The 23,907-nt window shown below is 42.4% G+C and carries 20 protein-coding genes; 5 read left to right on the top strand and 15 right to left on the bottom strand.

Annotated elements, in window-relative coordinates; genetic code table 11:
• Positions 1–249 precede the first annotated feature (249 nt).
• The 5 genes from M1F17_RS05000 to miaE all read left to right on the top strand — a co-directional run bounded on the left by M1F17_RS05000 (position 250) and on the right by miaE (position 7,883).
• Positions 250–723: a (2Fe-2S)-binding protein gene (locus tag M1F17_RS05000; protein ID WP_036958302.1), complete on the top strand. Its 474-nt coding sequence runs from the start codon at positions 250–252 to the stop codon at positions 721–723.
• On the top strand, positions 720–2,996 hold the full coding sequence (locus M1F17_RS04995; RefSeq protein WP_318837273.1) for a xanthine dehydrogenase family protein molybdopterin-binding subunit: 2,277 nt from the start codon (positions 720–722) through the stop codon (positions 2,994–2,996). The genes M1F17_RS05000 and M1F17_RS04995 overlap by 4 nt, the downstream gene beginning before the upstream one ends.
• Positions 2,989–4,287 carry a cytochrome c gene (locus tag M1F17_RS04990; RefSeq protein ID WP_318837272.1) on the top strand — a complete coding sequence of 433 codons (1,299 nt, stop codon included), beginning with the start codon at positions 2,989–2,991 and terminating at the stop codon, positions 4,285–4,287. The genes M1F17_RS04995 and M1F17_RS04990 overlap by 8 nt, the downstream gene beginning before the upstream one ends.
• 262 nt (positions 4,288–4,549) lie before the next feature.
• Positions 4,550–7,117 carry a DNA mismatch repair protein MutS gene (gene mutS / locus M1F17_RS04985; protein WP_004260719.1) on the top strand — a complete coding sequence of 856 codons (2,568 nt, stop codon included), beginning with the start codon at positions 4,550–4,552 and terminating at the stop codon, positions 7,115–7,117.
• A 1-nt stretch (position 7,118) separates the two neighbouring features.
• Positions 7,119–7,883 (top strand): tRNA isopentenyl-2-thiomethyl-A-37 hydroxylase MiaE, encoded by a 765-nt coding sequence (gene miaE / locus M1F17_RS04980; RefSeq protein WP_096865144.1) that lies wholly within the window; start codon positions 7,119–7,121, stop codon positions 7,881–7,883.
• A 78-nt stretch (positions 7,884–7,961) separates the two neighbouring features.
• Here the strand turns inward: miaE and rpoS are convergent, their stop codons facing one another.
• The 15 genes from rpoS to cysJ form a co-directional block, all read right to left on the bottom strand.
• Complete coding sequence (gene rpoS, locus M1F17_RS04975; protein WP_004260723.1) at positions 7,962–8,948, bottom strand: RNA polymerase sigma factor RpoS; 987 nt, start codon at positions 8,946–8,948, stop codon at positions 7,962–7,964.
• 54 nt (positions 8,949–9,002) lie between these two features.
• Entirely contained in the window at positions 9,003–10,073 is a 1,071-nt protein-coding gene (gene nlpD / locus M1F17_RS04970) for a murein hydrolase activator NlpD (protein ID WP_094960916.1), read from the bottom strand.
• Positions 10,074–10,380: 307 nt separating this feature from the next.
• On the bottom strand, positions 10,381–11,007 hold the full coding sequence (locus M1F17_RS04965) for a protein-L-isoaspartate(D-aspartate) O-methyltransferase (protein ID WP_004260727.1): 627 nt from the start codon (positions 11,005–11,007) through the stop codon (positions 10,381–10,383).
• Complete coding sequence (surE, locus tag M1F17_RS04960; RefSeq protein WP_004260729.1) at positions 11,004–11,765, bottom strand: 5'/3'-nucleotidase SurE; 762 nt, start codon at positions 11,763–11,765, stop codon at positions 11,004–11,006. The genes M1F17_RS04965 and surE overlap by 4 nt, the downstream gene beginning before the upstream one ends.
• On the bottom strand, positions 11,743–12,801 hold the full coding sequence (truD, locus tag M1F17_RS04955; protein WP_094960915.1) for a tRNA pseudouridine(13) synthase TruD: 1,059 nt from the start codon (positions 12,799–12,801) through the stop codon (positions 11,743–11,745). Before truD ends, surE begins: the two co-directional genes overlap by 23 nt.
• Entirely contained in the window at positions 12,767–13,279 is a 513-nt protein-coding gene (gene ispF / locus M1F17_RS04950; RefSeq protein ID WP_004260732.1) for a 2-C-methyl-D-erythritol 2,4-cyclodiphosphate synthase, read from the bottom strand. The genes truD and ispF overlap by 35 nt, the downstream gene beginning before the upstream one ends.
• 9 nt (positions 13,280–13,288) lie before the next feature.
• The gene (gene ispD / locus M1F17_RS04945) at positions 13,289–14,026 is read right to left on the bottom strand and encodes a 2-C-methyl-D-erythritol 4-phosphate cytidylyltransferase (RefSeq protein WP_004260733.1); all 738 of its coding nucleotides are present in this window, start codon (positions 14,024–14,026) and stop codon (positions 13,289–13,291) included.
• Positions 14,027–14,093: 67 nt separating this feature from the next.
• Positions 14,094–14,381 carry a cell division protein FtsB gene (gene ftsB, locus M1F17_RS04940; RefSeq protein WP_004260736.1) on the bottom strand — a complete coding sequence of 96 codons (288 nt, stop codon included), beginning with the start codon at positions 14,379–14,381 and terminating at the stop codon, positions 14,094–14,096.
• 160 nt (positions 14,382–14,541) lie between these two features.
• On the bottom strand, positions 14,542–15,150 hold the full coding sequence (gene cysC / locus M1F17_RS04935; RefSeq protein ID WP_004260739.1) for an adenylyl-sulfate kinase: 609 nt from the start codon (positions 15,148–15,150) through the stop codon (positions 14,542–14,544).
• Positions 15,151–15,155: 5 nt separating this feature from the next.
• Complete coding sequence (cysN, locus tag M1F17_RS04930; RefSeq protein ID WP_206277445.1) at positions 15,156–16,598, bottom strand: sulfate adenylyltransferase subunit CysN; 1,443 nt, start codon at positions 16,596–16,598, stop codon at positions 15,156–15,158.
• A 36-nt stretch (positions 16,599–16,634) separates the two neighbouring features.
• Positions 16,635–17,543 carry a sulfate adenylyltransferase subunit CysD gene (gene cysD / locus M1F17_RS04925; protein ID WP_094960913.1) on the bottom strand — a complete coding sequence of 303 codons (909 nt, stop codon included), beginning with the start codon at positions 17,541–17,543 and terminating at the stop codon, positions 16,635–16,637.
• 13 nt (positions 17,544–17,556) lie between these two features.
• Positions 17,557–18,969 (bottom strand): siroheme synthase CysG, encoded by a 1,413-nt coding sequence (gene cysG / locus M1F17_RS04920; protein WP_094960912.1) that lies wholly within the window; start codon positions 18,967–18,969, stop codon positions 17,557–17,559.
• A 525-nt stretch (positions 18,970–19,494) separates the two neighbouring features.
• A complete protein-coding gene (cysH, locus tag M1F17_RS04915; RefSeq protein ID WP_206277816.1) occupies positions 19,495–20,229 on the bottom strand; it encodes a phosphoadenosine phosphosulfate reductase in 735 nt (244 codons plus the stop codon).
• Complete coding sequence (gene cysI / locus M1F17_RS04910; protein ID WP_004260751.1) at positions 20,226–21,959, bottom strand: assimilatory sulfite reductase (NADPH) hemoprotein subunit; 1,734 nt, start codon at positions 21,957–21,959, stop codon at positions 20,226–20,228. Before cysI ends, cysH begins: the two co-directional genes overlap by 4 nt.
• On the bottom strand, positions 21,959–23,764 hold the full coding sequence (cysJ, locus tag M1F17_RS04905) for an NADPH-dependent assimilatory sulfite reductase flavoprotein subunit (RefSeq protein ID WP_094960909.1): 1,806 nt from the start codon (positions 23,762–23,764) through the stop codon (positions 21,959–21,961). Before cysJ ends, cysI begins: the two co-directional genes overlap by 1 nt.
• Positions 23,765–23,907: the final 143 nt, after the last annotated feature.

Genomic DNA, 23,907 nt, shown 5'->3' with positions numbered 1-23,907 from the left:
GCCCACATTCTAATTATTTGGAATATATCAACTGGATTTCCTTTCACATTACCTCACTCAAACATTCACACAACTCATGGGTATTTTTCAATATTAACCTTTATTAATAAGCACTTACTATATACATAACGAAAATTTAGCTTAGCACATACAGTCACAATTCAAATTAATAACCTATGTTATAGTTAATATACAAATAATAACATTAAATTATCATTTATTGTGATTAGCAATGTGAAAGGAAAGTATATGCAACTAAATATCAATGGAAGATGGGTTGAACTAAGTAATATTTCTCCATCAACACCGCTTCTTTACGTATTACGTAATGATTTAAAGCTCAACGGCCCCAAATATGGCTGTGGCTTAGGCGAATGTGGTGCTTGTAGTGTACTTATCGATGGTAAAGTCGTTCGCTCTTGTTCAACACCTATATCGACAGTAGAAAATAGAAAAATTACGACATTAGAAGGTATTAGTGATGCTGATACACTCCATCCTGTGCAACAAGGATTTATTGATGAGCAAGCAGCACAATGTGGTTATTGTACGAATGGCATGATAATGACATTGGTTGCTCTGTTTAAACGTAACCCTAATGCAAGTGAAGAAGAAATAAAAAAAGAGCTCGCTTTTAATTTATGCCGTTGTGGAACCCATGTAGAAATATTAAAAGCAGCTAAAAAAGCTAAAATAATCATCGCACAAGGTGGTAAAGCATGAGTATTTTAGATATCACTCGACGCCGTATGCTGCAAGCTGGTGGGCTCATCGTTGTCAGTAACATGTTGCCTTCTATTTCATTTGCAACAGAAAAAACACCAACCAAGAATGCCGCTATCCCTTTAAATTATGTCGATAGTTTTATTGCTCTTGCTGCAGATGGTTCGGTAACTGCATTTAATGGCCATGTGGATTTAGGTACAGGAATTCGTACCTCGCTCGCACAAATTGTCGCTGATGAAATTGGTGTCTCTTTTGAATCGGTAACAATGATACTTGGGGATCCGCAAAGTACACCAGATCAAGGGCCGACTATCGCCAGTGCGACCATTCAAGTCACTTCTATCCCTTTACGCCATGCCGCAGCTCAAGTTCGTATGAAGCTAACATCTCTTGCTGCAAAAGCGTTAAATGAGCCTGTGGAAGCTGTTCGAGCAGAGCATGGATATGTTTTTGTCACTGCCGAACCTGAACGCCGTTTGAGTTATGCGCAATTGGCGAAAGGACAAGATCTCCATTTTGAATTAGATGAAAACGTAACCTTAAAACCTGTTTCTGAGGCTGTTTATGTCGGAAAGCCGATTCAACGCGTAGATATTCGCGCTAAAGTAACGGGTGAATTGACTTGGGTACATGATATGCGAGTACCCAATATGTTACATGGCAGAGTTATTCGCCCTCCTTATGCAGGTGCAGATAGTAGCGCGCCGCTTGGGAATAGTTTGCTTTCCATTGATGAAAGTTCGATTGCCCACCTGCAAGGCATGGTAAAAGTTGTACGCATTAATGACTTTGTTGGTGTCGTTGCAGAACGAGAAGAACAAGCGATAGACGCTATGCGTCAGTTAAAAGTTCAATGGAAAGAATGGCAAGGATTACCCGATTTAACCCTTGATAAGCTCCATGACACCCTTGATGCATTACCCAGCCAAGATAGGGTATTACGAGATGATGGCGATGTTGACAGCGCCTTAGCAAATTTACATAAAACCGTGAATGCTGACTATGTTTGGCCATACCATTTACACGCATCAATTGGGCCATCTTGCGCTATCGCTGATGTCCGTGCCGATAAAGTAGACGTCTGGTCAGGCACACAAAACCCTCATGACCTACGAAAAGATTTAGCACTACAACTCGATAGAGACCTATATCAAATACATATTCATCGCATGGAAGCATCAGGGTGCTATGGGCGCAACTGTGCTGATGACGTGGCTGCCGATGCTGTTTTACTGTCTCAAGCGACAGGCCGACCTGTGCGAGTGCAATTAATGCGAGAACAAGAAGCGGGTTGGGAGCCAAAAGGCACAGGGCAATTGATTAAAATTCGAGGGGGAGTTGATCAAAATAATGATGTCAGCGCTTACGAACTCAGTACTCGTTATCCATCAAATAATGCTGCTACTTTATCGTTGATTTTAACTGGGAAAAAAGAAAACAAACCAGATATTCAACAGATGGGAGACCGCACTGCTATCCCTCAATATCTATACCCACATATGCGTGTTATTGCTAAAGATACCGCACCTGTTGTTAGGGCATCTTGGATGCGCGGAGTTTCAGCGCTCCCAAATGTATTTGCCCATGAATCTTGGATTGATGAAATTGCTTATTTAGCACAGCAAGACCCTATAGCATACCGCTTGAAATATTTAGATGATCCTCGAGCTATCGCTTTAATTAATGCTGTGAAAAAACAGGCAAATTGGATTGATGGACCAATGCATCAAAAACCATCCCCTGTAACCGAAGAAATTGTGAATGGTCGAGGCTTTGCATGGGCGCGTTATTTTCACAGTAAATTCCCGGGGTTTGGTGCAGCATGGGCAGCTTGGGTTTGTGACTTAACCGTTAATCGTCGTACAGGGCAAGTGCTTATCAAAAAAGTCTATGTCGCTCATGATTGTGGACAAATAGTTAACCCAGATGGCGTTAAACACCAAGTCCATGGAAACATTATTCAATCCTGTAGCCGAGTATTAAAAGAGTTTGCCACCTTTGATAAATCAGGCACAACCTCACTTGAATGGGGGGGATACCCTATTCTACGTTTCGATGAGTTACCTGAAATTGACATTCAATTAATGGAATATCCCAATGAACCCCCTATGGGAGCGGGTGAATCTTCATCGGTACCAAGCGCTGCCGTGGTAGCAAATGCGTTATTTGATGCATTAGGTGTTCGTATGCGGGAAGCTCCGTTTACCCCTGAACGTATTCTGCGAGCAGTAAATATGGCAGCCAAAAACCAAGGAGTGGCTCATGAGTAAAGCAAAAAAACTATTTGGCTACAGTGCGCTTGCTGTCATTATTATTGCGGTGGGGGGACTCGCTCTGAGTTGGCAATCTGCCATTGAGCCATTACACACTAATTCGACACAAAGTTTTACTGATGCTCAAATTGCCCACGGTGAAAAATTAGCGGCACTAGGTGATTGTGCTGTTTGCCATACACGGCCTGGCGGTGAGAAAAATACCGGGGGCTTCGCAATGGAGATCCCCTTTGGCACAATTTACACCACAAATATAACACCGGATATAGAAACAGGAATTGGCAGCTGGTCATATGAAGCGTTTGAACGGGCTATGCGTTATGGTGTTGATCGTGAAGGGAATTATTTATACCCTGCTTTCTCTTATACCGCATTTACTCATACTTCCGACGATGATTTATATGACCTCTATGCATGGTTAATGAGCCAAAAACCCGTTCGTTATCAACCCCCAAAGACATCGTTGAACTTCCCCTTTAATATTCGCCAAGGAATTTGGGCATGGAACCAGCTCTATTTAACCACCGGGTCATTAAAACCAGATAGTTCACAAACTGATGAGTGGAACCGAGGTGCATACCTTACCGAAGGACTCGGCCATTGCAGCGCTTGCCACTCTCCACGTGATATTTTATTTGGCGAAAAAGGCGGAGATAGCCACTTGATGGGCGGAGATGCTGAAGGGTGGAGTGCACCAGCGCTGCGAGGTAACCAATCTTCACCTGTTGCATGGAGCCATCAGGACATGGCGGAGTTTTTGCGTAGCGGGTTCTCAGCTAACCATGGCGTTGCAGCCGGCCCGATGGCGCCTGTCATTAGAGAAGGAACCTCTCAACTAACCGAAGAAGATAGACAAGCTATTGCTACCTATTTGACTTCTGAAGTTGATCATCCGCAAGTCACATCGCAAGCCGTAGCAATCGTACAGCAAACAGAAGATAAAATTGAACCACTCTCTAGTGAAGGGGCAAGGTTATATTCAGGGGCTTGTATGGCATGCCACGCCCAAACGAAAGGTGCGCAAATGTCAGGTGTACGCCCCGCTTTAGCCTTAAATACAAATCTTTATGCAGATACACCAGATAATGCCATTCGCGTTGTATTAAATGGAATAGAGTATGAGGCAACAGATGGGCTCGGTAGCATGCCTGCTTTTCGTCATAATTTAAGTGATAAGCAAATAGCTGTACTCTTAAATTACCTAAGAACAACGTTTACCGACAAATCGCCATGGCCTGATTTGGAACAACAAGTTAGCCAGCTACGCGCGGAAACAGCAGCTAAATAATCCGTTTTATCTTTAGTGCAAATAACGGTTATATCTATGTCCCCTTATTTGCGCTATTTATTTCTACTCAACAATATTTCAGACACTTTATCACCAAACACGCATTGTCCCTGTGATAATCACGTCATACTATAGAGAATTGCATGGCTAACACGTTTGCCTACTCTCATTTCTTGCGATTTGTGGTATTTTAGTCTCTGAAAATAATCGTCGAATACACTCACAGAATTTAGTTAACTCAATACGTTAAACAGACAACATTATGACTGATAAGCAAAGTTTCGAATCTCACACCCCTATGATGCAGCAGTATCTAAAACTAAAAGCACAACATTCAGACATACTGCTGTTTTATCGCATGGGTGACTTCTACGAACTGTTTTTTGATGATGCTAAAAAAGCGTCTCAATTGTTGGATATTTCCCTCACCAAACGGGGGCAATCTGCGGGGCAGCCGATCCCTATGGCCGGCGTTCCCCACCATGCTGCCGAGGGCTACTTAGCCAAATTAGTACAAATGGGTGAATCCGTCGCCATTTGTGAACAAATTGGCGACCCTGCGACCAGTAAAGGGCCGGTTGAGCGCCAAGTAGTACGTATTGTCACGCCAGGTACTATCACCGATGAAGCGCTATTAAATGAAAGGCAAGACAACCTATTAGCTGCGGTATGGCAAGACCAACAAGGCTTCGGGTTTGCCACATTAGATATCACTTCTGGCCGTTTTATTATCAGTGAAATCGCCGACGAAGAAGCATTACAAGCTGAACTTCAACGCTCTCGCCCTGCCGAACTTCTATACCCTGAAGACTTCGCCAGTATGGCATTAATTGAACACAATAAAGGCCTACGTCGCCGCCCATTGTGGGAATATGAGCTCGATACTGCAAAACAACAGCTCGGTTTACAGTTTGGTACGAAAGATTTAATTGGTTTTGGGGTTGAAGATGCTCATAAAGCGCTCAGAGCCGCAGGCTGCTTATTACAATATGTAAAAGACACACAACGTACTTCACTGCCCCATATTCGCAGTATTGTGATGGAAAAACAAAATGATAATGTCATTTTGGATGCAGCAACTCGTCGCAATTTAGAGATCACACAAAACCTTGCAGGTGGTACAGAAAACACACTTGCCGCCATTTTGGATATGTGTGTAACCCCAATGGGCAGCCGTATGCTAAAACGTTGGCTACATACCCCATTGCGTAATATTCAAGTATTAAATAACCGCCAACAAGCTATTAGTGCATTGCAAGAATGCGGCTTTGAATTACAACCATTTTTGCGTCAGATCGGCGATTTAGAACGGGTATTAGCACGCTTAGCACTGCGTTCCGCTCGTCCACGTGACTTAACCCGTATGCGTTACGCATTCCAGCAATACCAAGATATTCATCAAATACTGAGCCAATCAAGTTGTTCGTATTTACAAGATCTTCAAAATCGTATTGGCCAATTTGATGAGTTACAAGACTTACTTGAAAAAGCCATTATTGATGCGCCACCTGTATTGGTACGTGATGGCGGAGTTATTGCCCCGGGTTATAACAGTGAACTCGATGAATGGCGCGCCCTTGCTGATGGGGCAACCGACTACCTCGATAGACTCGAAATTCGTGAAAGAGAAAAGCTGGGGATCGATACCCTAAAAGTCGGTTATAACGCGGTTCATGGCTACTATATTCAGGTTAGCCGCGGTCAAAGCCATTTAACACCTATCCATTACGTTCGTCGCCAAACGTTAAAAAATGCAGAACGCTATATTATTCCTGAACTTAAAGAGTATGAAGATAAGGTATTGACATCAAAAGGAAAAGCATTAGCTATTGAAAAAGCGCTGTATGATGAGCTGTTTGATATGCTATTGCCTCATCTTGCTGCGCTGCAAACTAGTGCTGAAGCACTCGCTGAGTTAGATGTCCTAGCCAACCTTGCGGAGAGAGCACAAACTCTAGGCTATGCTTGCCCACAACTGACTGAAAAACCGGGTATCCAAATAACCGAGGGTCGCCACCCTGTTGTAGAACAAGTGCTTAGCGAGCCGTTTATTTCTAACCCATTATCACTATCACCACAACGTCGCCTATTAATTATTACTGGTCCAAATATGGGCGGTAAAAGTACCTATATGCGCCAAACTGCATTGATTACCTTATTAGCGTATATCGGCAGTTTTGTTCCTGCCAGCAAGGCAGTAATAGGGCCAATCGACCGTATTTTTACTCGTGTTGGAGCCTCTGACGACCTAGCTTCTGGCCGTTCCACCTTTATGGTTGAAATGACAGAAACCGCCAATATCCTTCACAATGCGACAGAACATAGCTTAGTGCTAATGGATGAAATTGGTCGTGGGACTTCAACCTATGATGGCCTTTCTCTTGCTTGGGCTTGCGCTGAAAATTTAGTTAATAAAATCAAGGCAATGACCTTATTTGCTACGCATTATTTTGAATTAACAACATTACCTGAAAAACTCGAAGGTGCGGTCAATATTCACCTCGATGCTATTGAGCACGGTGATACCATTGCCTTTATGCACAACGTTCAAGACGGCGCCGCCAGCAAAAGCTATGGCCTTGCTGTCGCTTCTCTTGCAGGCGTGCCAAAAGATGTGATTAAACGAGCGAAACAAAAGCTTAAAGAACTCGAAGTGATCTCAAACAATGCCAATGCGAGCCATGTGGATAGCGCCCAGCTTAGCTTTTTAACCACAGAAGATGTCGAGCCATCTCCAGTATTAACTGCTCTCGCTGAAATTGATCCCGATAAACTCACTCCGCGCCAAGCCCTAGATTGGATTTATCGGTTAAAGGATATGGATAACTAACATGGATGAGTATGCGCAATTACTCACACCAATCAGGCAGTTTCTGCAATGTGAAACGCCTGATGCGTGGGTAAAAAAAGCGAGTTTGCCTGAAAACTTGCCCATTATCTTAAAAGACCATTTATTATGTGAATTAAAAGCCGCGCAAAGTGCGATGTTTTTAATTCGCAAGTATGCTGTCGATAAAGACAGTGCTGCAGTGCTACTTGAATGGTTTAAACCTTATGAATCATTTGCTTATGACAGAATTGGTGACATCCATACATTAAGAAACAAAAATCAGGTTTCTAAACAGATATTGGCAAAAAAACAATCACCTTATAGCCAAGATTTAATTGATAAAATGGTCCTGCTAATCAAAGAGGAACTTCATCATTTTTACCAAGTTCTAGAGATTATGCATGAACGTAATATTCCATACGATGGCATCACTGCAGGCCGTTATGCTAAAGGGTTGTTGAGCCATGTCGACCCCCATGATCCAAAAACCTTAGTTGATAAGCTAATTATTGGAGCTTATATCGAAGCACGTTCTTGTGAGCGTTTTGCTAAACTCGCCCCATTTCTTGATGAGCAGCTGGCAAATTTTTATATTTCATTATTACGCTCAGAAGCTCGCCACTATCAAGATTATTTGCACTTAGCACAATTAATTAGCAAACAAGATATTACTGAGCGAGTTAATTATTTTGGTATTATTGAAGCTGAATTAATTTCGACACCTGATGATGATTTTAAATTTCATAGTGGTGTCCCCATTAACTAAGCTTGTTCTCTATTATTTACATATAAAAAGCCCCTATAAACCTTAGCTTATAGGGGCTTTAACTATCTAATCAACATCCTACATATTAAATAGCGACTCCAGAGTCAGCTCTTCTCCATGTAAAATATCTTTTAATCGCTTTAAACCTTCTACTTGGATCTGGCGAACACGTTCTCTTGTTAACCCTATTTCACGGCCAACTTCTTCCAGAGTTTCAGCTTCATAGCCTAAAAGCCCAAAACGTCGTGCTAAAACCTCCCTTTGTTTTGGGTTCAATTCATATAACCACTTAACAATATTCTCTTTTAAGTCATTATCTTGAATTGTATTTTCTGGACCTGAATCATTATCATCAGACAATACCTCAAGCAAAGATTTCTCTGAGTCCCCTGCAATTGGCGTATCAACAGATGTGATACGTTCATTTAAACGTAACATCCTACTGACATCTTCGACAGGTTTATCTAGCTGCTCAGCGATCTCTTCAGGGCTTGGCTCATGATCCAACTTCTGGGCTAATTCACGTGCAGTACGAAGGTAAATATTGAGTTCTTTAACGATATGAATAGGAAGACGAATGGTTCGAGTTTGGTTCATAATCGCGCGCTCGATCGTTTGACGGATCCACCACGTTGCATACGTCGAGAAGCGAAACCCTTTTTCAGGATCAAACTTTTCAACAGCACGAATCAACCCAAGATTTCCTTCTTCTATCAAATCGAGTAATGCGAGACCTCGATTATTATAACGACGTGATATTTTTACAACGAGACGAAGGTTGCTTTCTATCATGCGCTGTCGTGATGCAATATCTCCACGCAATGCACGTCTTGCATAGAAAACTTCTTCTTCTGCTGTAAGGAGTGGTGAGAACCCAATCTCACTAAGATAAATTTGAGTGGCATCCAGAACACGTTGATTTGTGTTCTGGAGTAAATCCATTTCGTCATCTAGCTCAGTAACCAGATCCTCTTCTTTAAACTGACTCTCGTCAAAAGTGTCATTTAAATTACTTTCATCGAGGTCATTATATAACTCGTTAACTTTCAGCGAACTTTGGCTCATCAGTGACTCCTACCCTAGATAATGCGGACAGAATGTCAAAGCACTCTGCCCAGTTTATCGTTGCGGCAAATAGCGCAACGGGTTTACTGATTTTCCCTTGTAACGAATTTCAAAGTGTAGTCTAACCGAACTAGTTCCAGTACTACCCATAGTGGCTATTTTTTGACCCGCAGTGACATCCTGCTGATCACGCACAAGTAACGTATCATTGTGAGCATAAGCACTTAGATAGTCATCGTTATGTTTTATAATTATTAGATTTCCGTATCCACGCAAAGCATTACCTGCGTAAACGACTTTTCCTGGCGCAGCAGCAAGCACAGCTTGACCACGAGAACCGGCTATATCTACCCCTTTGTTCCCGCCTTGAGCATCAGAGAAACCTTCAATCATTTTCCCTTCAGCTGGCCAACGCCATTTTATTGACGAATTATTCGTACTGCTGACTGCGGTAGAAGCGGTTGCTGTCGAGGTTGTTGTTGTCGTTGAAACTTGCGTTGCAGGTTTCTTATTATTAGGCAACATCTTACCTGAAGTTTGACCACCACTGTTTGCAGGATACTCATTAGTTGTTCGAAGATCAACCGCTTGCTGATGACTATTTGATGAATTTGCCGCTAATTGAGTGTTCGAGTTCACATTTGTGTTACCAATATTAATAACCTGCCCTACATTTAGGCTGTAAGGTTCTGGAATATTGTTTCTCGATGCTAACTCCCGGAAATCATTACCGGTTAAGTATGCAATATAGAATAATGTGTCACCACGCTGCACCGTATAACTATTACCGCTATAACTGCCTTTTGGAATACTGCCATAGTCACGGTTGTATACAATGCGCCCTTCACCATTAGTTGTTACTGGCGCTGAACTACGGCTTACAGGCTGAGTGTTAGTATTACTTGATAAATTTGGACGAGACGACGGCATTGCCGTGCTCATACCCGTATTTGGTGACGAGGCCGGTGTCGTCCTTTGCACCGTCTGTTGGCTAGACTGGCTATCATTCACACTCGAAATAGGTGCCGCTGTATGATACGGTGTAGAACAACCTGCCAATAGCGCTCCGCTAAATGAAAAGATGACGGCCCATCGAATTCTGCTTATAGGGCTAACAATTTTCATGCTTCTTCTCCCGTGAAGAAAAATCTGACGCGACAATTCAAAACAATGTCAGCAATAGAGTTATCATAAAATATTTCACTTATTAAAGCAGAAATACAAAATAGTGAACAAGTTAAATATATTAAAAATATAACAATTTGAGAGTATGACCTAACGCTTTAAGCTATTCCCCCAAATTCAGCTGGGTAAAATATCATATTTGGAATAGTTTTACTGCTATTTGGGTTAATAGAACCTTTGCAATGATATTTTATTTAAATCGATTATAAAAATAATCAGACTTTGATTAAATACCATTACAAATAGGTTAAAGGAGGTCACCGGCAACCAATGGGACAAAACGGACTTTTTCAATAACATTAGTATGGTAATCATTACCACGTCGAGTAATTAGCTTCAATGCTTGTTCTTTATCACCGACAGGTAAAACCATTCGCCCGCCATCTTTTAATTGCCCTAATAATAGAGCCGGTATTTCTGTTGGTGCCGCAGTAACGATAATAGCATCAAAAGGCCCTTTAGATTGCCAACCTTCCCAGCCATCTCCATGACGCGTTGAAACATTATGTAAATCAAGCTGTTTCAAACGCCGTTTTGCAGCCCATTGCAAGCTCTTCACCCGCTCAACAGAAAAAACATGTTTAACTAAGTGTGCCAATACTGCTGTTTGATACCCTGAGCCTGTCCCTATCTCAAGAACGTGATCATTCGGAGCTAAAGCTAATAGCGCCGTCATTTTAGCAACAATATACGGCTGAGAAATAGTTTGCCCATGCCCAATAGGTAATGGGATATTGTCATAGGCTTTATGGGAGAGCGCTTCATCCACAAACCGTTCCCGAGGAACGAGTGAAATGGCATCTAATAGGCGCTCATCGTGAATTCCCTGTTGGCGTAATTGAGCCAAAAGTTCTTTCATGAGCCCTGTTTTCATTTTACTGACACTCCTGATTTTTCGAGCCACTCTTCTACTAATGAATGTGCTTTATAAGCGGTTAGATCAACTTGTAATGGGGTGATGGAAACATAGCCATTTTGCACAGCTTCAAAATCCGTTCCAGGGCTGGCATCACGAATTTCACCAACAGGCCCTAACCAATACAGTGTATTCCCTTTCGGGTCTTCTAAACTATACACCTCAGAGGCGGCGTGACGGCTGCCACAACGAGTGACTTTGATACCCTTAATCTCTTCGTACGGGATATCAGGTACATTTATATTTAAAATATTGCCTGCTCGCAATGGGTTCTTCTGTAAGAGCGCTAAAATATCGCATGTCACTTTAGCGGCACTTTCGTAATGCGTTTCGCCATCTAGCGATACCGCAATTGAAGGTAAACCTAAGTGGCGGCCTTCCGTTGCCGCTGCAACCGTGCCTGAGTAAATAACATCATCCCCTAAATTAGGGCCACAGTTGATACCAGATACAACAATATCAGGGCGTGGACGTACCACTTTATTCACCCCAATATAGACGCAATCTGTCGGTGTGCCTTCTTGTACAGCAAGGTCACCATTACTTAGCGTCTGAATTTTAAGTGGTTTATCTAATGTTAATGCGTTCGAAGCCCCACTTCGATTGCGGTCAGGCGCAATCACTTGAACATGATAATATTGGCGTAACGCAGCCGCAAGGGTTTGAATCCCCGGCGCATTTACCCCATCGTCATTACTCAATAAAATCTTTAGCATCGACATTATCCTGCCCATTTTGATTAATAATTTCTCTCACAACACTGGTTGCAAAACAACCCGAGTTTAAGAAAAAATTCAGTTTTACCGTCGAGTCATCCAACCATTCCCACTGTAAATTTTGTGGTTTAACAACTACCGCCCGTCTAGCTGAAGAAACTCGTTCGCGCTGCATTAAAGAGATAAAGGGTTGATAATCCACTAAACACTGGGTTTCAAATGCCAGTGCTTCATCCTGAGTTCCCAATTCCCCATCACCCGGTAATGGCGCTGTAATACTTAATTCATTGGACTCCAAGCGAGGTTGCAATGTAGCAAATTCATCTTGTGTCGCGACAAACCAACTTCCTCTGCCGGTTAATTGCAACGCATCACCCAACATTACGTGTTGAGCGGTATTATTTGCAATACGTTCACTTGCCACATGATTAAACATTGCACTACGTGCAGCAGAAAGATAAAAACTACGCTTGTTGCGTTCACGTACGTTGATTTCTTGGTTTGCCCAACGCAACGCTTGCGTTAAATTTTGCCCATCGCGCCCAAAACGTTGTTCACCGAAGTAATTAGGCACCCCTGATAATGCAACTTTCTGTAAACGTTGCTCAACGTCTTTTGCATCTGAAATATCACGCAAGGTTATTTCGAACTGGTTTCCTTTCAAGGAACCAATACGTAATTTGCGTTTTTGCCGAGTGACAGCCAGTATTCGGCAGCCTTCGAGTTGCCAAGTCGAAAAAACAGGTGTTTCTTTACCTGGCATTTGCAGGCAAAACCACTGCTCCGTTACTGCATGCCTATCTTTTAAACCTGCGTAACTGACCGCTCTCGCTGAAATTTTAGCAAATTTTGCTAGTTGTTCAGCAACAAATACCGTATTGCAGCCTGTTTTTTCCACACGAACCATAACATGTTCGCCTTCGCCATCTAACTCAAAGCCTAAATCTTCTTTGACGATAAAATCTTCTGGGACACTTTTTAATGTGCCAGAAGACAATGGCTTACCATGCAGGTACTGAACATTCATTACTTTCATTACTATTATCTTTTATTAAAAGAACAACTGCAGCACAGGCAATGCCTTCTTTACGCCCCACAAAACCTAATTGCTCGGTTGTGGTCGCTTTCGCATTGACATCATCCATGTGGCACTCAAGGTCTTCGGCAATATTCACACGCATTTGCGCGATATGTGGCAACATTTTTGGTGCCTGTGCCATGATGGTAATATCAATGTTACCAATGCGATACCCTTTGGCACGCACATGGCAAAACGCGTCTCTCAATAAGACTCGGCTATCCGCCCCTTTATATGCTGGGTCAGTATCAGGGAATAATTTACCAATATCCCCTAATGCAGCAGCGCCGAGAATTGCATCAGTTAACGCATGCAATACCACATCACCGTCAGAGTGCGCAAGCAAACCTTGTTCATAAGGGATACGCACGCCACCAATGATAATAGGGCCTTCGCCACCAAATTTGTGTACGTCAAAACCGTGTCCGATTCTCATTTTTTTTCCTTAATTGTTCATTCTTGAAAGATAAAATTCCGCTAAAGTGAGGTCTTCTGGGCGCGTCACTTTTAAATTATCAGCGCGGCCAGCAACTAACACTGGTTGGTGGCCGCAATACTCTAGCGCAGAAGCTTCATCTGTGATCACAGCGTTTTCTTTCAAGGCCTTACTTAGACAGTCCCGTAATAATGTTAACGGAAAAAATTGTGGTGTGAGCGCATGCCATAACGCTTCACGTTCAACAGTGTGGTCAATTAATTGACTCGCTATTGAGCTGCGTTTCATGGTGTCGCGTACGGGGGCTGCGAGGATCCCACCACAACAATTTTTTTCCGCTGCTAATTGAATAATTTCATTTAAATCTGATTGATGGAGGCAGGGACGCGCCGCATCATGCACTAATACCCAGCAATCTGAAAAATTGGGGTTAGTGATTAAAAAATCCAGACCTGCTAATACTGAATCAGCACGTTCTTTGCCACCAATAACCGTCGTTACTCGTGGGTCATTAGAAATTGCAAGCTGCTGAAAATAATCGTCTTCTGCACTCAAAGCAACCACAATCTCTTGCACTTTATCATTTTCGAGCAATGCGCTTATGGTATGTTCAATGATCGTTTTACCTGCAACCTGCAAATATTGTTTTGGGCACTCGGCATTCATACGGCTACCTACCCCAGCAGCAGGAATCAGTGCAACAATTTGAGGGAGATTGTTTTCTGGGGCATGGTTTGGATTTGTCATTGTTGAATTCTTACATCAGAAATTATCAGGCTAATGGGTATACTATTTTGACATCATTTTATTATGTCTATTTCTGGTTATTACTTTCTTTAACCATCCGATAAAATGATTCCCCTGGTTTGATCATCCCAAGCTCAGTTCGAGCTCGTTCTTCAATCGCATCTTGGCCATCATTTAAGTCGTTGATTTCAGCGAATAGCTGTTCATTACGCATTTTTAAACGCGAATTTACAATTTCCTGAGCGGCGACATCATCTTTGACTTGTACGTAGTCGTGTATGCCATTTTTGCCTAACCATAAGGAATACTGTAACCAAGCTAATATCGCAATTAATAGTAGCGTTAATTTACCCATCTTGCCCCCTGAAATGATTTGCTAATCATCCCATAACTCAACGATTGACGCCACTGTGATACTGAAATTGTGATAAAAAGTCAGATTAAGTCGGGTTTGAATACGCAAAATACCGCCTTATTTTACCATCGAATAAAATAAAGGAGGTATTTTAGCTGTATTAATAATCTAGCTGAATGACATGATTGCGCAATAAAAGCGCAATGATTTGGGAAAGAGAATCCGAAATAGGTTGTTGACCATCCAGATGCAGCTCAGGATGTTGTGGTACTTCATAAGGGGAATCAATCCCAGTAAATTGTTTTATTTTCCCTTCTCGTGCTTGTTGATATAACCCCTTAGGGTCTCTCTGTTCACAAACATTTACGGGGGTATCCACATACAACTCAAAAAATTGCTCGGGTTCAAACAAGTCACGAACTTTCTGTCTATCCGATTGGAAAGGTGAGATAAAGGCAGTCGCAACAATTAACCCCGCATCGACCATTAACTTAGCCACCTCTCCCACTCGACGGATATTTTCTTGTCTATCAGCCTCACTAAATCCTAAATCACGGCATAAACCATGGCGAATATTATCGCCATCCAACAAGTAGGTTTTCATTCCCATGGACGTAAGTTGGTTCTCTATTGCCCCCGCTAATGTTGATTTCCCAGAACCTGATAACCCGGTGAACCACAACACAGCACCTTTATGGCCATTATTACTTTCGCGTAATTGGCGAGTTACCGCGTGTTGGTGCCATACAATATGGTTTTCTTTTGTCATCCGTATTATTTCCCACCTAAAACATCACGTGCACCCCAATGTGGGAAATGGCGGCGGACTAATTTGTTTAGCTCTATTTCAAATTCGCTAAAATCACTGTTTTTTTCAAAGACAGGGGTTTGCGTTTCGCGGACTAAACCCGCTCCGACGGTCACATTTGTTAATCTATCAATAAAAATCATTCCGCCAGTGTCTGCATTGCGTTGATAGTTTTCCAGTAACAATGGTTCATCAAAGGAAAATTCGACTAAACCAATACCATTCAATGGCAGCTCTGTCGCCACTTTCTGCGTTAACTTATTGATATCTACTTGATATTGAATATTTTCTACTTTTGCCCGACTGCGTTTTCCCGCAATTTTAATATCAAGTTGTTGGCCTTGAACTAGCGGCTGTTCAGACATCCACACGACATCGACAGAGGCATGCTGTGTGCTTTGTAAGGTTTCATCTTGTGCAACAATTAAGTCGCCACGACTGATATCAATTTCATCCTCAAGCACTAATGTAATTGCTTCCCCCGGCACAGCGAAATCTTGTAACCCTGAAAATGTCACAATTTCTTTGATTGCTGAGATGGCGCCAGAGGGCAACACTTTAACCTTTTGCCCCACTTCCACGACACCTGATGATAATGTCCCGCTGTATCCGCGAAAGTCCAAATTTGGGCGGTTCACATATTGCACAGGGAAACGCAAAGCTTGCTCCGAGGCTTTTTGTTCCACTTGAACATTTTCCAATATCGATAATAGCGTATCGCCTTGATACCATTTAAAATTATCACTTGAATTTACAATGTTATCGCCATCTAGGGCAGAGATAGGTACAAACCATACCTTTAAATCCACAGGCAATTCCATCGCAAACTTTTGGTAATCTTGTTTTATTTTTTCAAAAATGGCTTCACTGTAATCCACCAGATCCATTTTATTGACGGCAACAATAAGATGGCGAATCCCAAGCAATGTACTAATAAAACTATGTCGACGTGTTTGCTCCTGTACCCCTTTTCGAGCATCGATCAACAAAATAGAAAGTGAGCAAGTTGATGCCCCTGTCGCCATATTGCGCGTATATTGTTCGTGACCGGGGGTGTCCGCAATAATAAATTTGCGTTTTTCTGTTGAAAAATAACGATAAGCCACATCGATTGTGATCCCCTGCTCACGTTCAGCAGCAAGGCCATCCACCAGCAAAGCAAGGTCAAGCTTTTCCCCTTGAGTCCCTATCCGCTTACTGTCACTTTGCAAAGTTGACAGCTGATCTTGGTATATTTGGCGGGTATCATGCAGTAAACGGCCGATTAAGGTACTTTTACCATCATCCACATTCCCACAGGTTAAAAAACGCAATAATCCTTTTTGTTGCTGCGCCAATAAGTAAGGCTCTACTCCACCTTGCTGTTCGATTTGATGAGCGATTGATTCATTATAAACGGCTTGTGCCATGATTTTTCTCCTGACTTTGCGTATTCACCTTGCCCACTAAAAATAACCTTGGCGCTTTTTCAACTCCATTGAAGCGGATTGGTCGCTATCAATCAGCCGCCCCTGCCGCTCACTCGTTGTGGAAATCAACATTTCTTCTATAATCTCAGGCAGCGTTTGTGCTTCTGATGGCACAGCTCCGGTCAGTGGCCAACAACCTAATGTTCTAAAACGCACTTTTTGCTGACTAATGACTTCACCAGTTTGTAAGTCAATGCGGTTATCATCCACCATTAACAAAGTGCCGTCCCGCTGAATAACCGGTCGCTCTTTTGCAAAATACAGGGGAACAATATCGATATTTTCCAAATAGATATATTGCCAGATATCGAGCTCAGTCCAATTTGATAACGGGAAAACACGAATACTTTCCCCTTTATTGATCTGTCCATTATAGTTATGCCACAACTCAGGCCGTTGGTTTTTAGGATCCCAACGATGAGATCGGTCACGGAAAGAGTAGATCCGTTCTTTGGCACGTGATTTCTCTTCATCACGACGAGCACCACCAAATGCAGCATCAAAACCGTACTTATCTAAAGCCTGCTTTAAGCCCTCGGTTTTCATAATATCTGTGTGCTTAGCGCTGCCATGCACAAACGGGTTAATCCCTAATTTTTCCCCTTCAGGATTACGATAAACAAGTAGCTCAAAGCCGTATTTTTCTGCAGTTGCATCGCGAAACTCGTACATTTCACGAAATTTCCAGCCGGTATCAACATGTAAAAGAGGAAATGGTAGTTTTCCCGGATAAAATGCCTTGCGTGCTAAATGCAGCATCACGGAAGAATCTTTACCAATAGAGTACAGCATGACTGGGTTAGCAAATTCGGCGGCAACTTCACGAATGATATGAATACTTTCTGCCTCTAACTGCTGTAAATGAGTCAATTTTTTGTCGTTCACGATAGCCCCTTACTTAAGCCAGTTCCAATACGGCACTGCGCCATCTTATATCTTCAGTTTGAGAACCAAACCATGCGAGTTGTTGGTGTAATGCAGCGACTTCACCAACCACTATCAAAGCAGGAGCTGGTGCCTGCTGTGCTAACACTTCAAGTTCATCTAGTTTTCCGGTTACTACTTTTTGTTCACGCCTTGTACCACAGCCGATAACCGCTACAGGGGTATTTTCAGCACGGCCAAATTGAATCAATTGTTCGCTGATTTTCGCGGCCTTCACGGTCCCCATATAGATAGCTAAGGTTTGGTTTCCTCGAGCAAGTGCCTGCCAATCAAGTTCCATCCCATTTTCACGGCAATGACCCGTAATAAACGTAATGCTTTGTGAATGTTCGCGGTGAGTCAGCGGAACTCCTGCGTAAGCGGCTGCACCAATTGCTGCAGTCACACCCGGAACCACTTGAAATGGGATCCCCGCTTGCGCCGCCACTTGTAGCTCTTCCCCTCCTCGCCCGAAAACAAAAGGATCACCACCTTTAAGGCGCACCACTTTTTTACCTTGTTGAGCAAATTTCACGATTAAAGCATTGGTTTCTTCTTGGGAAACACTGTGATTTCCTGCGCGTTTCCCAACACAAATCTTGTCAGCGTCGCGGCGAACTAACTCGAGGATTTCCTCACTCACCAGATGGTCATACAAAACCACTTCTGCACTTTGTAAAACTCGCAACCCTTTTAACGTGAGTAGCCCCGCATCACCCGGCCCAGCACCGACTAAGATTAATTCGCCATGGTTATCAGGCTCATACAATTGACGTTCCAATTGTTGTTCCGCTTCACTGAATTGCCCTTTTTCTACTAAAGAGGCAAAACGCCCACTAAAACTTTTTTCCCAAAAACGTTTTCTTTCACGCATATTAGTAAGTGTTTCTTTGACTTTATGACGCCAGCGGCCGGCTATTTCCGCCATTTTCCCCAAAGAAGTTGGCAACATCGTTTCCAATTTTTCTCTGAGTAAACGTGCTAATACAGGCGCAGTCCCCCCTGAAGAGATCGCCACAATCACTGGCGAGCGATCGATAATAGAAGGCACAATAAATGAACATAATGGTTGGTCATCAACCACGTTAACAAATATTTTTCGTTCATTGGCGTCATAGAAAACCGTTTCATTCAGTAATGCATCATCTGTTGCTGCGATAACTAAAAAAGCATCATCTAAATGAATGGATTGGTAATCTTCAGCTAACCAAACAAATTTATTTTGTTGGTGTTCAGCTTGTAACTGTGTACATAACGTCGGTGAGATGACCACTAAGTCAGCTTGTGCTTTTATTAGCAATTCTGCTTTTCGTGCTGCGACCACACCGCCGCCAATTAACACGACCTTTCGCGTGCGGACATCGACAAATAATGGTAAATAATCCATCTTGCTCACCCATCGTTATATAAACTTATTATAAGAAATAGACAATTGACTATATGGCTTCACGTAATAGGTTTGAAATGACAAAAAGCTCTTTCTTGTAACTGAAAAGCATAAGCCAAAAAATTTGTATAAAAGCCATTAAAACCCGCTAATATCAAAAAAAACACAACACTTAACGCAAACTTATAATATTTATAAGAAAATTAAAAATAAGGGAAAAATAAGAGATACTTATTTTTAATAAAAAGTATCCCTTTGTAATTAAACAAATATTTTATTAAATTCGTAATTATTTATATTTTAAACTCAAGTCATAACGTGAAACATGACTAATCAACACTCTAAATTATTCGAATAGCGCGTAGCCAACAACACTGCAGATTGAATTATGACCTAATCAATATTCTAAATAATTCAAGTTGCAGCTAGGCGGCAAGTAAATGAGTCGCTAGGAGCATACACCAGTATGTGACTAGTGCGAGTGCGCGTAGCCAACAACGCTGCAGATTGAATTATGACGAATATTTAGTTTTCATGAAGCCCGCACTCCCTCTTTAAACCAAAAAAACGCGTATCTTCTTCATTCATACCCTCTTCCCATTTGCGAGTTGTATGGGTATCGCCAACCGATAAATACCCTTGTTCCCACAACGGATGGTAGGGTAAATCATATTTTGTTAGATATTCATAAACTTGCTTATTATTCCAATCAATCACTGGTAAAACTTTAAAAATCCCTTTCCCGATACCTAGTACAGACAAATTTGCACGGCTTGCTGATTGTTCTCGCCGTAAACCAGAAAACCAGGTTTGTGCTTGTAATTCATGTAACGCGCGCTCCATCGGCTCAACTTTATTCAATTGGTTATAACGCTCAATACCATCAAGCCCTTGTGTCCAAAGTTGACCATACAGCGCTTCTTGCCAAGCCGGTGACTGTTTGGCTCGATACACCTGCAAATTTAAATTCAGCTTATCTGTTAACACTTCAATAAACTGATAGGTTTCTGGGAACAAATAACCAGTATCCGTTAAAATAACCGGGATATTAGGCACAATTTGCGTCACTATATGCAATGTCAGTGCCGCTTGGATACCAAAGCTGGAAGACAACACAAACTCAGTCGGTAAGTATTCAACTGCCCACTCAACCCGCTGTAATGCATTCATTGCTTCTAACTGGGAATTAAACTCAGCGAGATAAGCGATTTGTTGGGGCTTATCGAGTTCGATGAGTGCTGCTAGTTCAAGTCGGCTCATACTGCCTCCTTAACCTCATAAAAATCAACAGCAGAATTCAATACGGGCTTAACAACATTGGTGCGAATAACAAAATCGCCAAATCCTTCATTAGGTAGACGGTTTTTCGCCCAATCGCCGATTAACTCATCCAAAATAGCTAAAATCTCTGTACTAGTGATGTTTTCACGGTACATGCGTGGAATACGGGTGCCAATGCGATTTCCACCTAAATGTAAGTTATATCTATCCATCGCTTTACCGACCAGTCCAACCTCTGCCAGCATGGCTCGCCCACAGCCATTAGGGCAACCCGTTACCCGCAAAACGATATGTTCATTGGCAACTTGATGGGCGGCCATGATACTTTCCACTTGACTAATAAATTCAGGTAAAAAACGTTCTGCTTCGGCCATCGCGAGCGGGCAAGTTGGAAATGATACACAAGCCATGGAATTTTCACGTTGTGCCGTAATGTCATCACTCATTAACCCATGAGATCTGGCAATTGCTTCAATTGCCGCTTTTTCACTTTCGGGCACACCCGCAACAATTAAGTTTTGGTTTGCCGTTAAACGAAAGTCCCCTTGGTGAATACGTGCAATTTCAGCCACGCCGGTTTTTAATGGTTTATTTTCTAAATCAATTAATCGACCATTTTCAATAAACAATGTTAGGTGCCAACGGTTATCAATGCCTTTAAGCCAGCCAATCTTGTCACCGCGTTCAGTAAATTCATATGGGCGAATAGGTTCGAAAACTACGCCTGAGCGCCTTTCGACTTCAGCTTTGAAAGTATCAACTCCCACTCGCTCAAGGGTATATTTGGTTTTCGCATTTTTACGTTCAGTACGATTTCCCCAATCCCGTTGGGTAGTCACTATCGCTTCTGCAATGGCTAACGTTTTCTCTAATGGAATAAACCCAAACTCACTGGCTAAGCGAGGAAATGTCGCCGTATCACCATGAGTCATAGCAAGGCCACCGCCCACCAGCACGTTAAAACCGATCAACTCACCATTTTGGGCTATCGCAACAAAGTTCATATCATTTGCATGCAAATCCACATCGTTTAATGGCGGGATCACGACAGAGGTTTTAAATTTTCTTGGCAAATAAGTTTGCCCTAAAATTGGCTCTTCATCCGTTGTCACTATTTTTTCTTTATCTAACCAAATTTCCGCGTAAGCACTAGTGCGCGGTAATAAATGTTCAGATATTTTCTTTGCCCATTCATAAGCTTGTTGGTGCAATTCAGATTGCACGGGGTTAGAGGTACATAACACGTTACGGTTAACGTCATTCGCCGTTGCAAGGGCATCTAAACCAACGTGACTTAACATTTGATGGGCAGGCTTTACATCCCCTTTTAAAATGCCATGGAACTGAAATGTTTGCCGATTCGTAATGCGCACACTGCCATACAGCGTGTGCTCTGTGGCAAACTTATCAATATCAAGCCATTGCTTGGGTGTAATAATGCCGCCCGGCAAACGACAACGTAGCATCATTGCATGGCGAGGTTCGAGTTTTTGTTCCGCTCGCTCGGCACGAATATCACGGTCATCTTGTTGGTACATACCGTGAAAGCGAATCAACAGGAAATTATCACCCTCAAATCCCCCCGTTAACCCATTTTTTAAGTCATCCTTAATGGTTCCACGCAAGTAATTACTGTCTTGCTTCATGCGTTCACTGTCTGCGAGTTTACCTTCGACAATTAAGGGCTTTTGTTGTTGTTCATTGCTCATTAATAAACATCCCTCTGATAACGGCGCATTACGCGCAACTCACTTAAAAATTCATCAGCCTCTTCACTGTCCATGTTCCCATATTGACTGACGATATCTAATAATGCCTGTTCAACATCTTTGGCCATGCGGTTTGCATCACCACACACATAGATGTGCGCACCTTCTTGTAACCATTGCCAAACTTCTTCACCTTGTTCGCGAAGTTTATCTTGTACGTAAATTTTTTCTTGCTGGTCACGAGACCACGCTAATGAAATATGGGTTAGTAAACCGTCTTTGACATAACGCTGCCATTCCACTTGGTAGAGAAAGTCATCAACAAAATGTGGATTACCAAAAAATAACCAATTTTTTCCTGTCGCACCGTCATTGTCACGCTGCTGTAAGAAAGCACGAAATGGCGCTATCCCTGTACCTGGGCCAATCATGATCACAGGCGTATTTGGGTCTTGTGGCAGTCGAAAATTATCATTGTGCTCAATGAATATACGAAGTTCATCATCCTCATTTAAGCGATCGGCTAAGAAACCTGACGCACCACCAGTACGCGCCTTACCATCAATCTCATAGCGGACAACGCCAACCGTTGCATGAACTTCATTTTCTACTTCAGATTGGGAAGAAGAAATCGAGTACAAACGAGGGGTTAGCGGACGCAGTAGGTCAACAAATTCTTGGGCAGTAGGCTGAGATGCCGCTTGGCGTACCATATCGACGATTGGCGTATTTTGTGCGTAGTGCAAAATAGCGGCTTTATCGCTAATTAATGACAATAGTGCATCGTCTTTTGATAACTGAGCATATTTTTCGACAATCACTGGAGTATTTTGTGTCAGTTCTAATTGATAAATCAGCGCATCACGTAATGAGTGGCGCTGCGAACCAATAAAGACTTCTTCATCACCTTGCAGCCACAACAAAGCCACCAGCTCATCAACTAAAGCAGGGTCATTATCGAACCAAACACCTAGTGCATCACCAGGTTGATAACGTAAACCAGAGTCACCGAGATCAATTTCAATATGGCGAACATCTTTTTGTGAGTCCCGACTGGTTATTTTTTGATTGCTAAGAAGTGACGCAGTCAATGGTGCGGTTTTACTATAAGGTGATGAATGAATTTCATTCACACTTCCTGCTTGAGTCGCCAATAATTGGCTATCACTTTGAGCAGGAACGCGAGCTTTTAAAATCTGAGTGAGGCTTTCAACCCACTCATCCGCAATCCCTTGGTATTCAACATCCGCATCAATTCGCTCGGTTAATGACGTCGCCCCTAATGATGCAAGCTGTGAATCGAAATCTTTACCTGCTTGACAGAATTTTTCGTAAGATGAATCCCCCAGCGCAAAAACCGCATAACTGGTTTGTGATAAATTTGGCGCTTTTTTAGAATGAAGATATTTGTATAATGCAACCGCTTCTTCAGCTGGCTCCCCTTCACCCTGCGTTGAGGCTACAACAACTAACACTTTCTCTTGGTTAATTTGTTTGAATTTATAATCCCCTGCATTCACTAAATTCACACTAATTTTTTCACCGACTAAACGCTCTCTAAGCTGCTCTGATAGGCGGCGTGCATTTCCTGTCTGTGATGCAGAGATGATTGTGACCGTATCTTGGGTAACCACAGGCGCACTGACAGATGCATCAACTTGCGTATTCTGATTTACTATTCCCCACAAATAACCAGAAAGCCATGCGAGTTGATGGGATGAAAAATCATCAACGGCCGTCTGTAAACGTGCTAATTGCTCAACAGATATTGGCAGCGCCGCTAATGGCGGCTGTTTTTTTGTCATTATCTTGTAACCCCAGTGTTATTCATCTTTGATTTTAAAAACGACGCCATGTCATTACCCCAGAAAAGACCGACAACCTAACACTTGCTCATTCACCCAAATAATTAAGGTAATAAAGCAAAAAATACCGCAGTACCTGAAAC

The sequence above is a fragment of the Providencia sp. PROV073 genome, from assembly GCF_033688125.1.
Taxonomy (GTDB): Bacteria; Pseudomonadota; Gammaproteobacteria; order Enterobacterales; family Enterobacteriaceae; genus Providencia; species Providencia hangzhouensis.
This window is presented reverse-complemented; position numbering and strand designations above follow the sequence as displayed.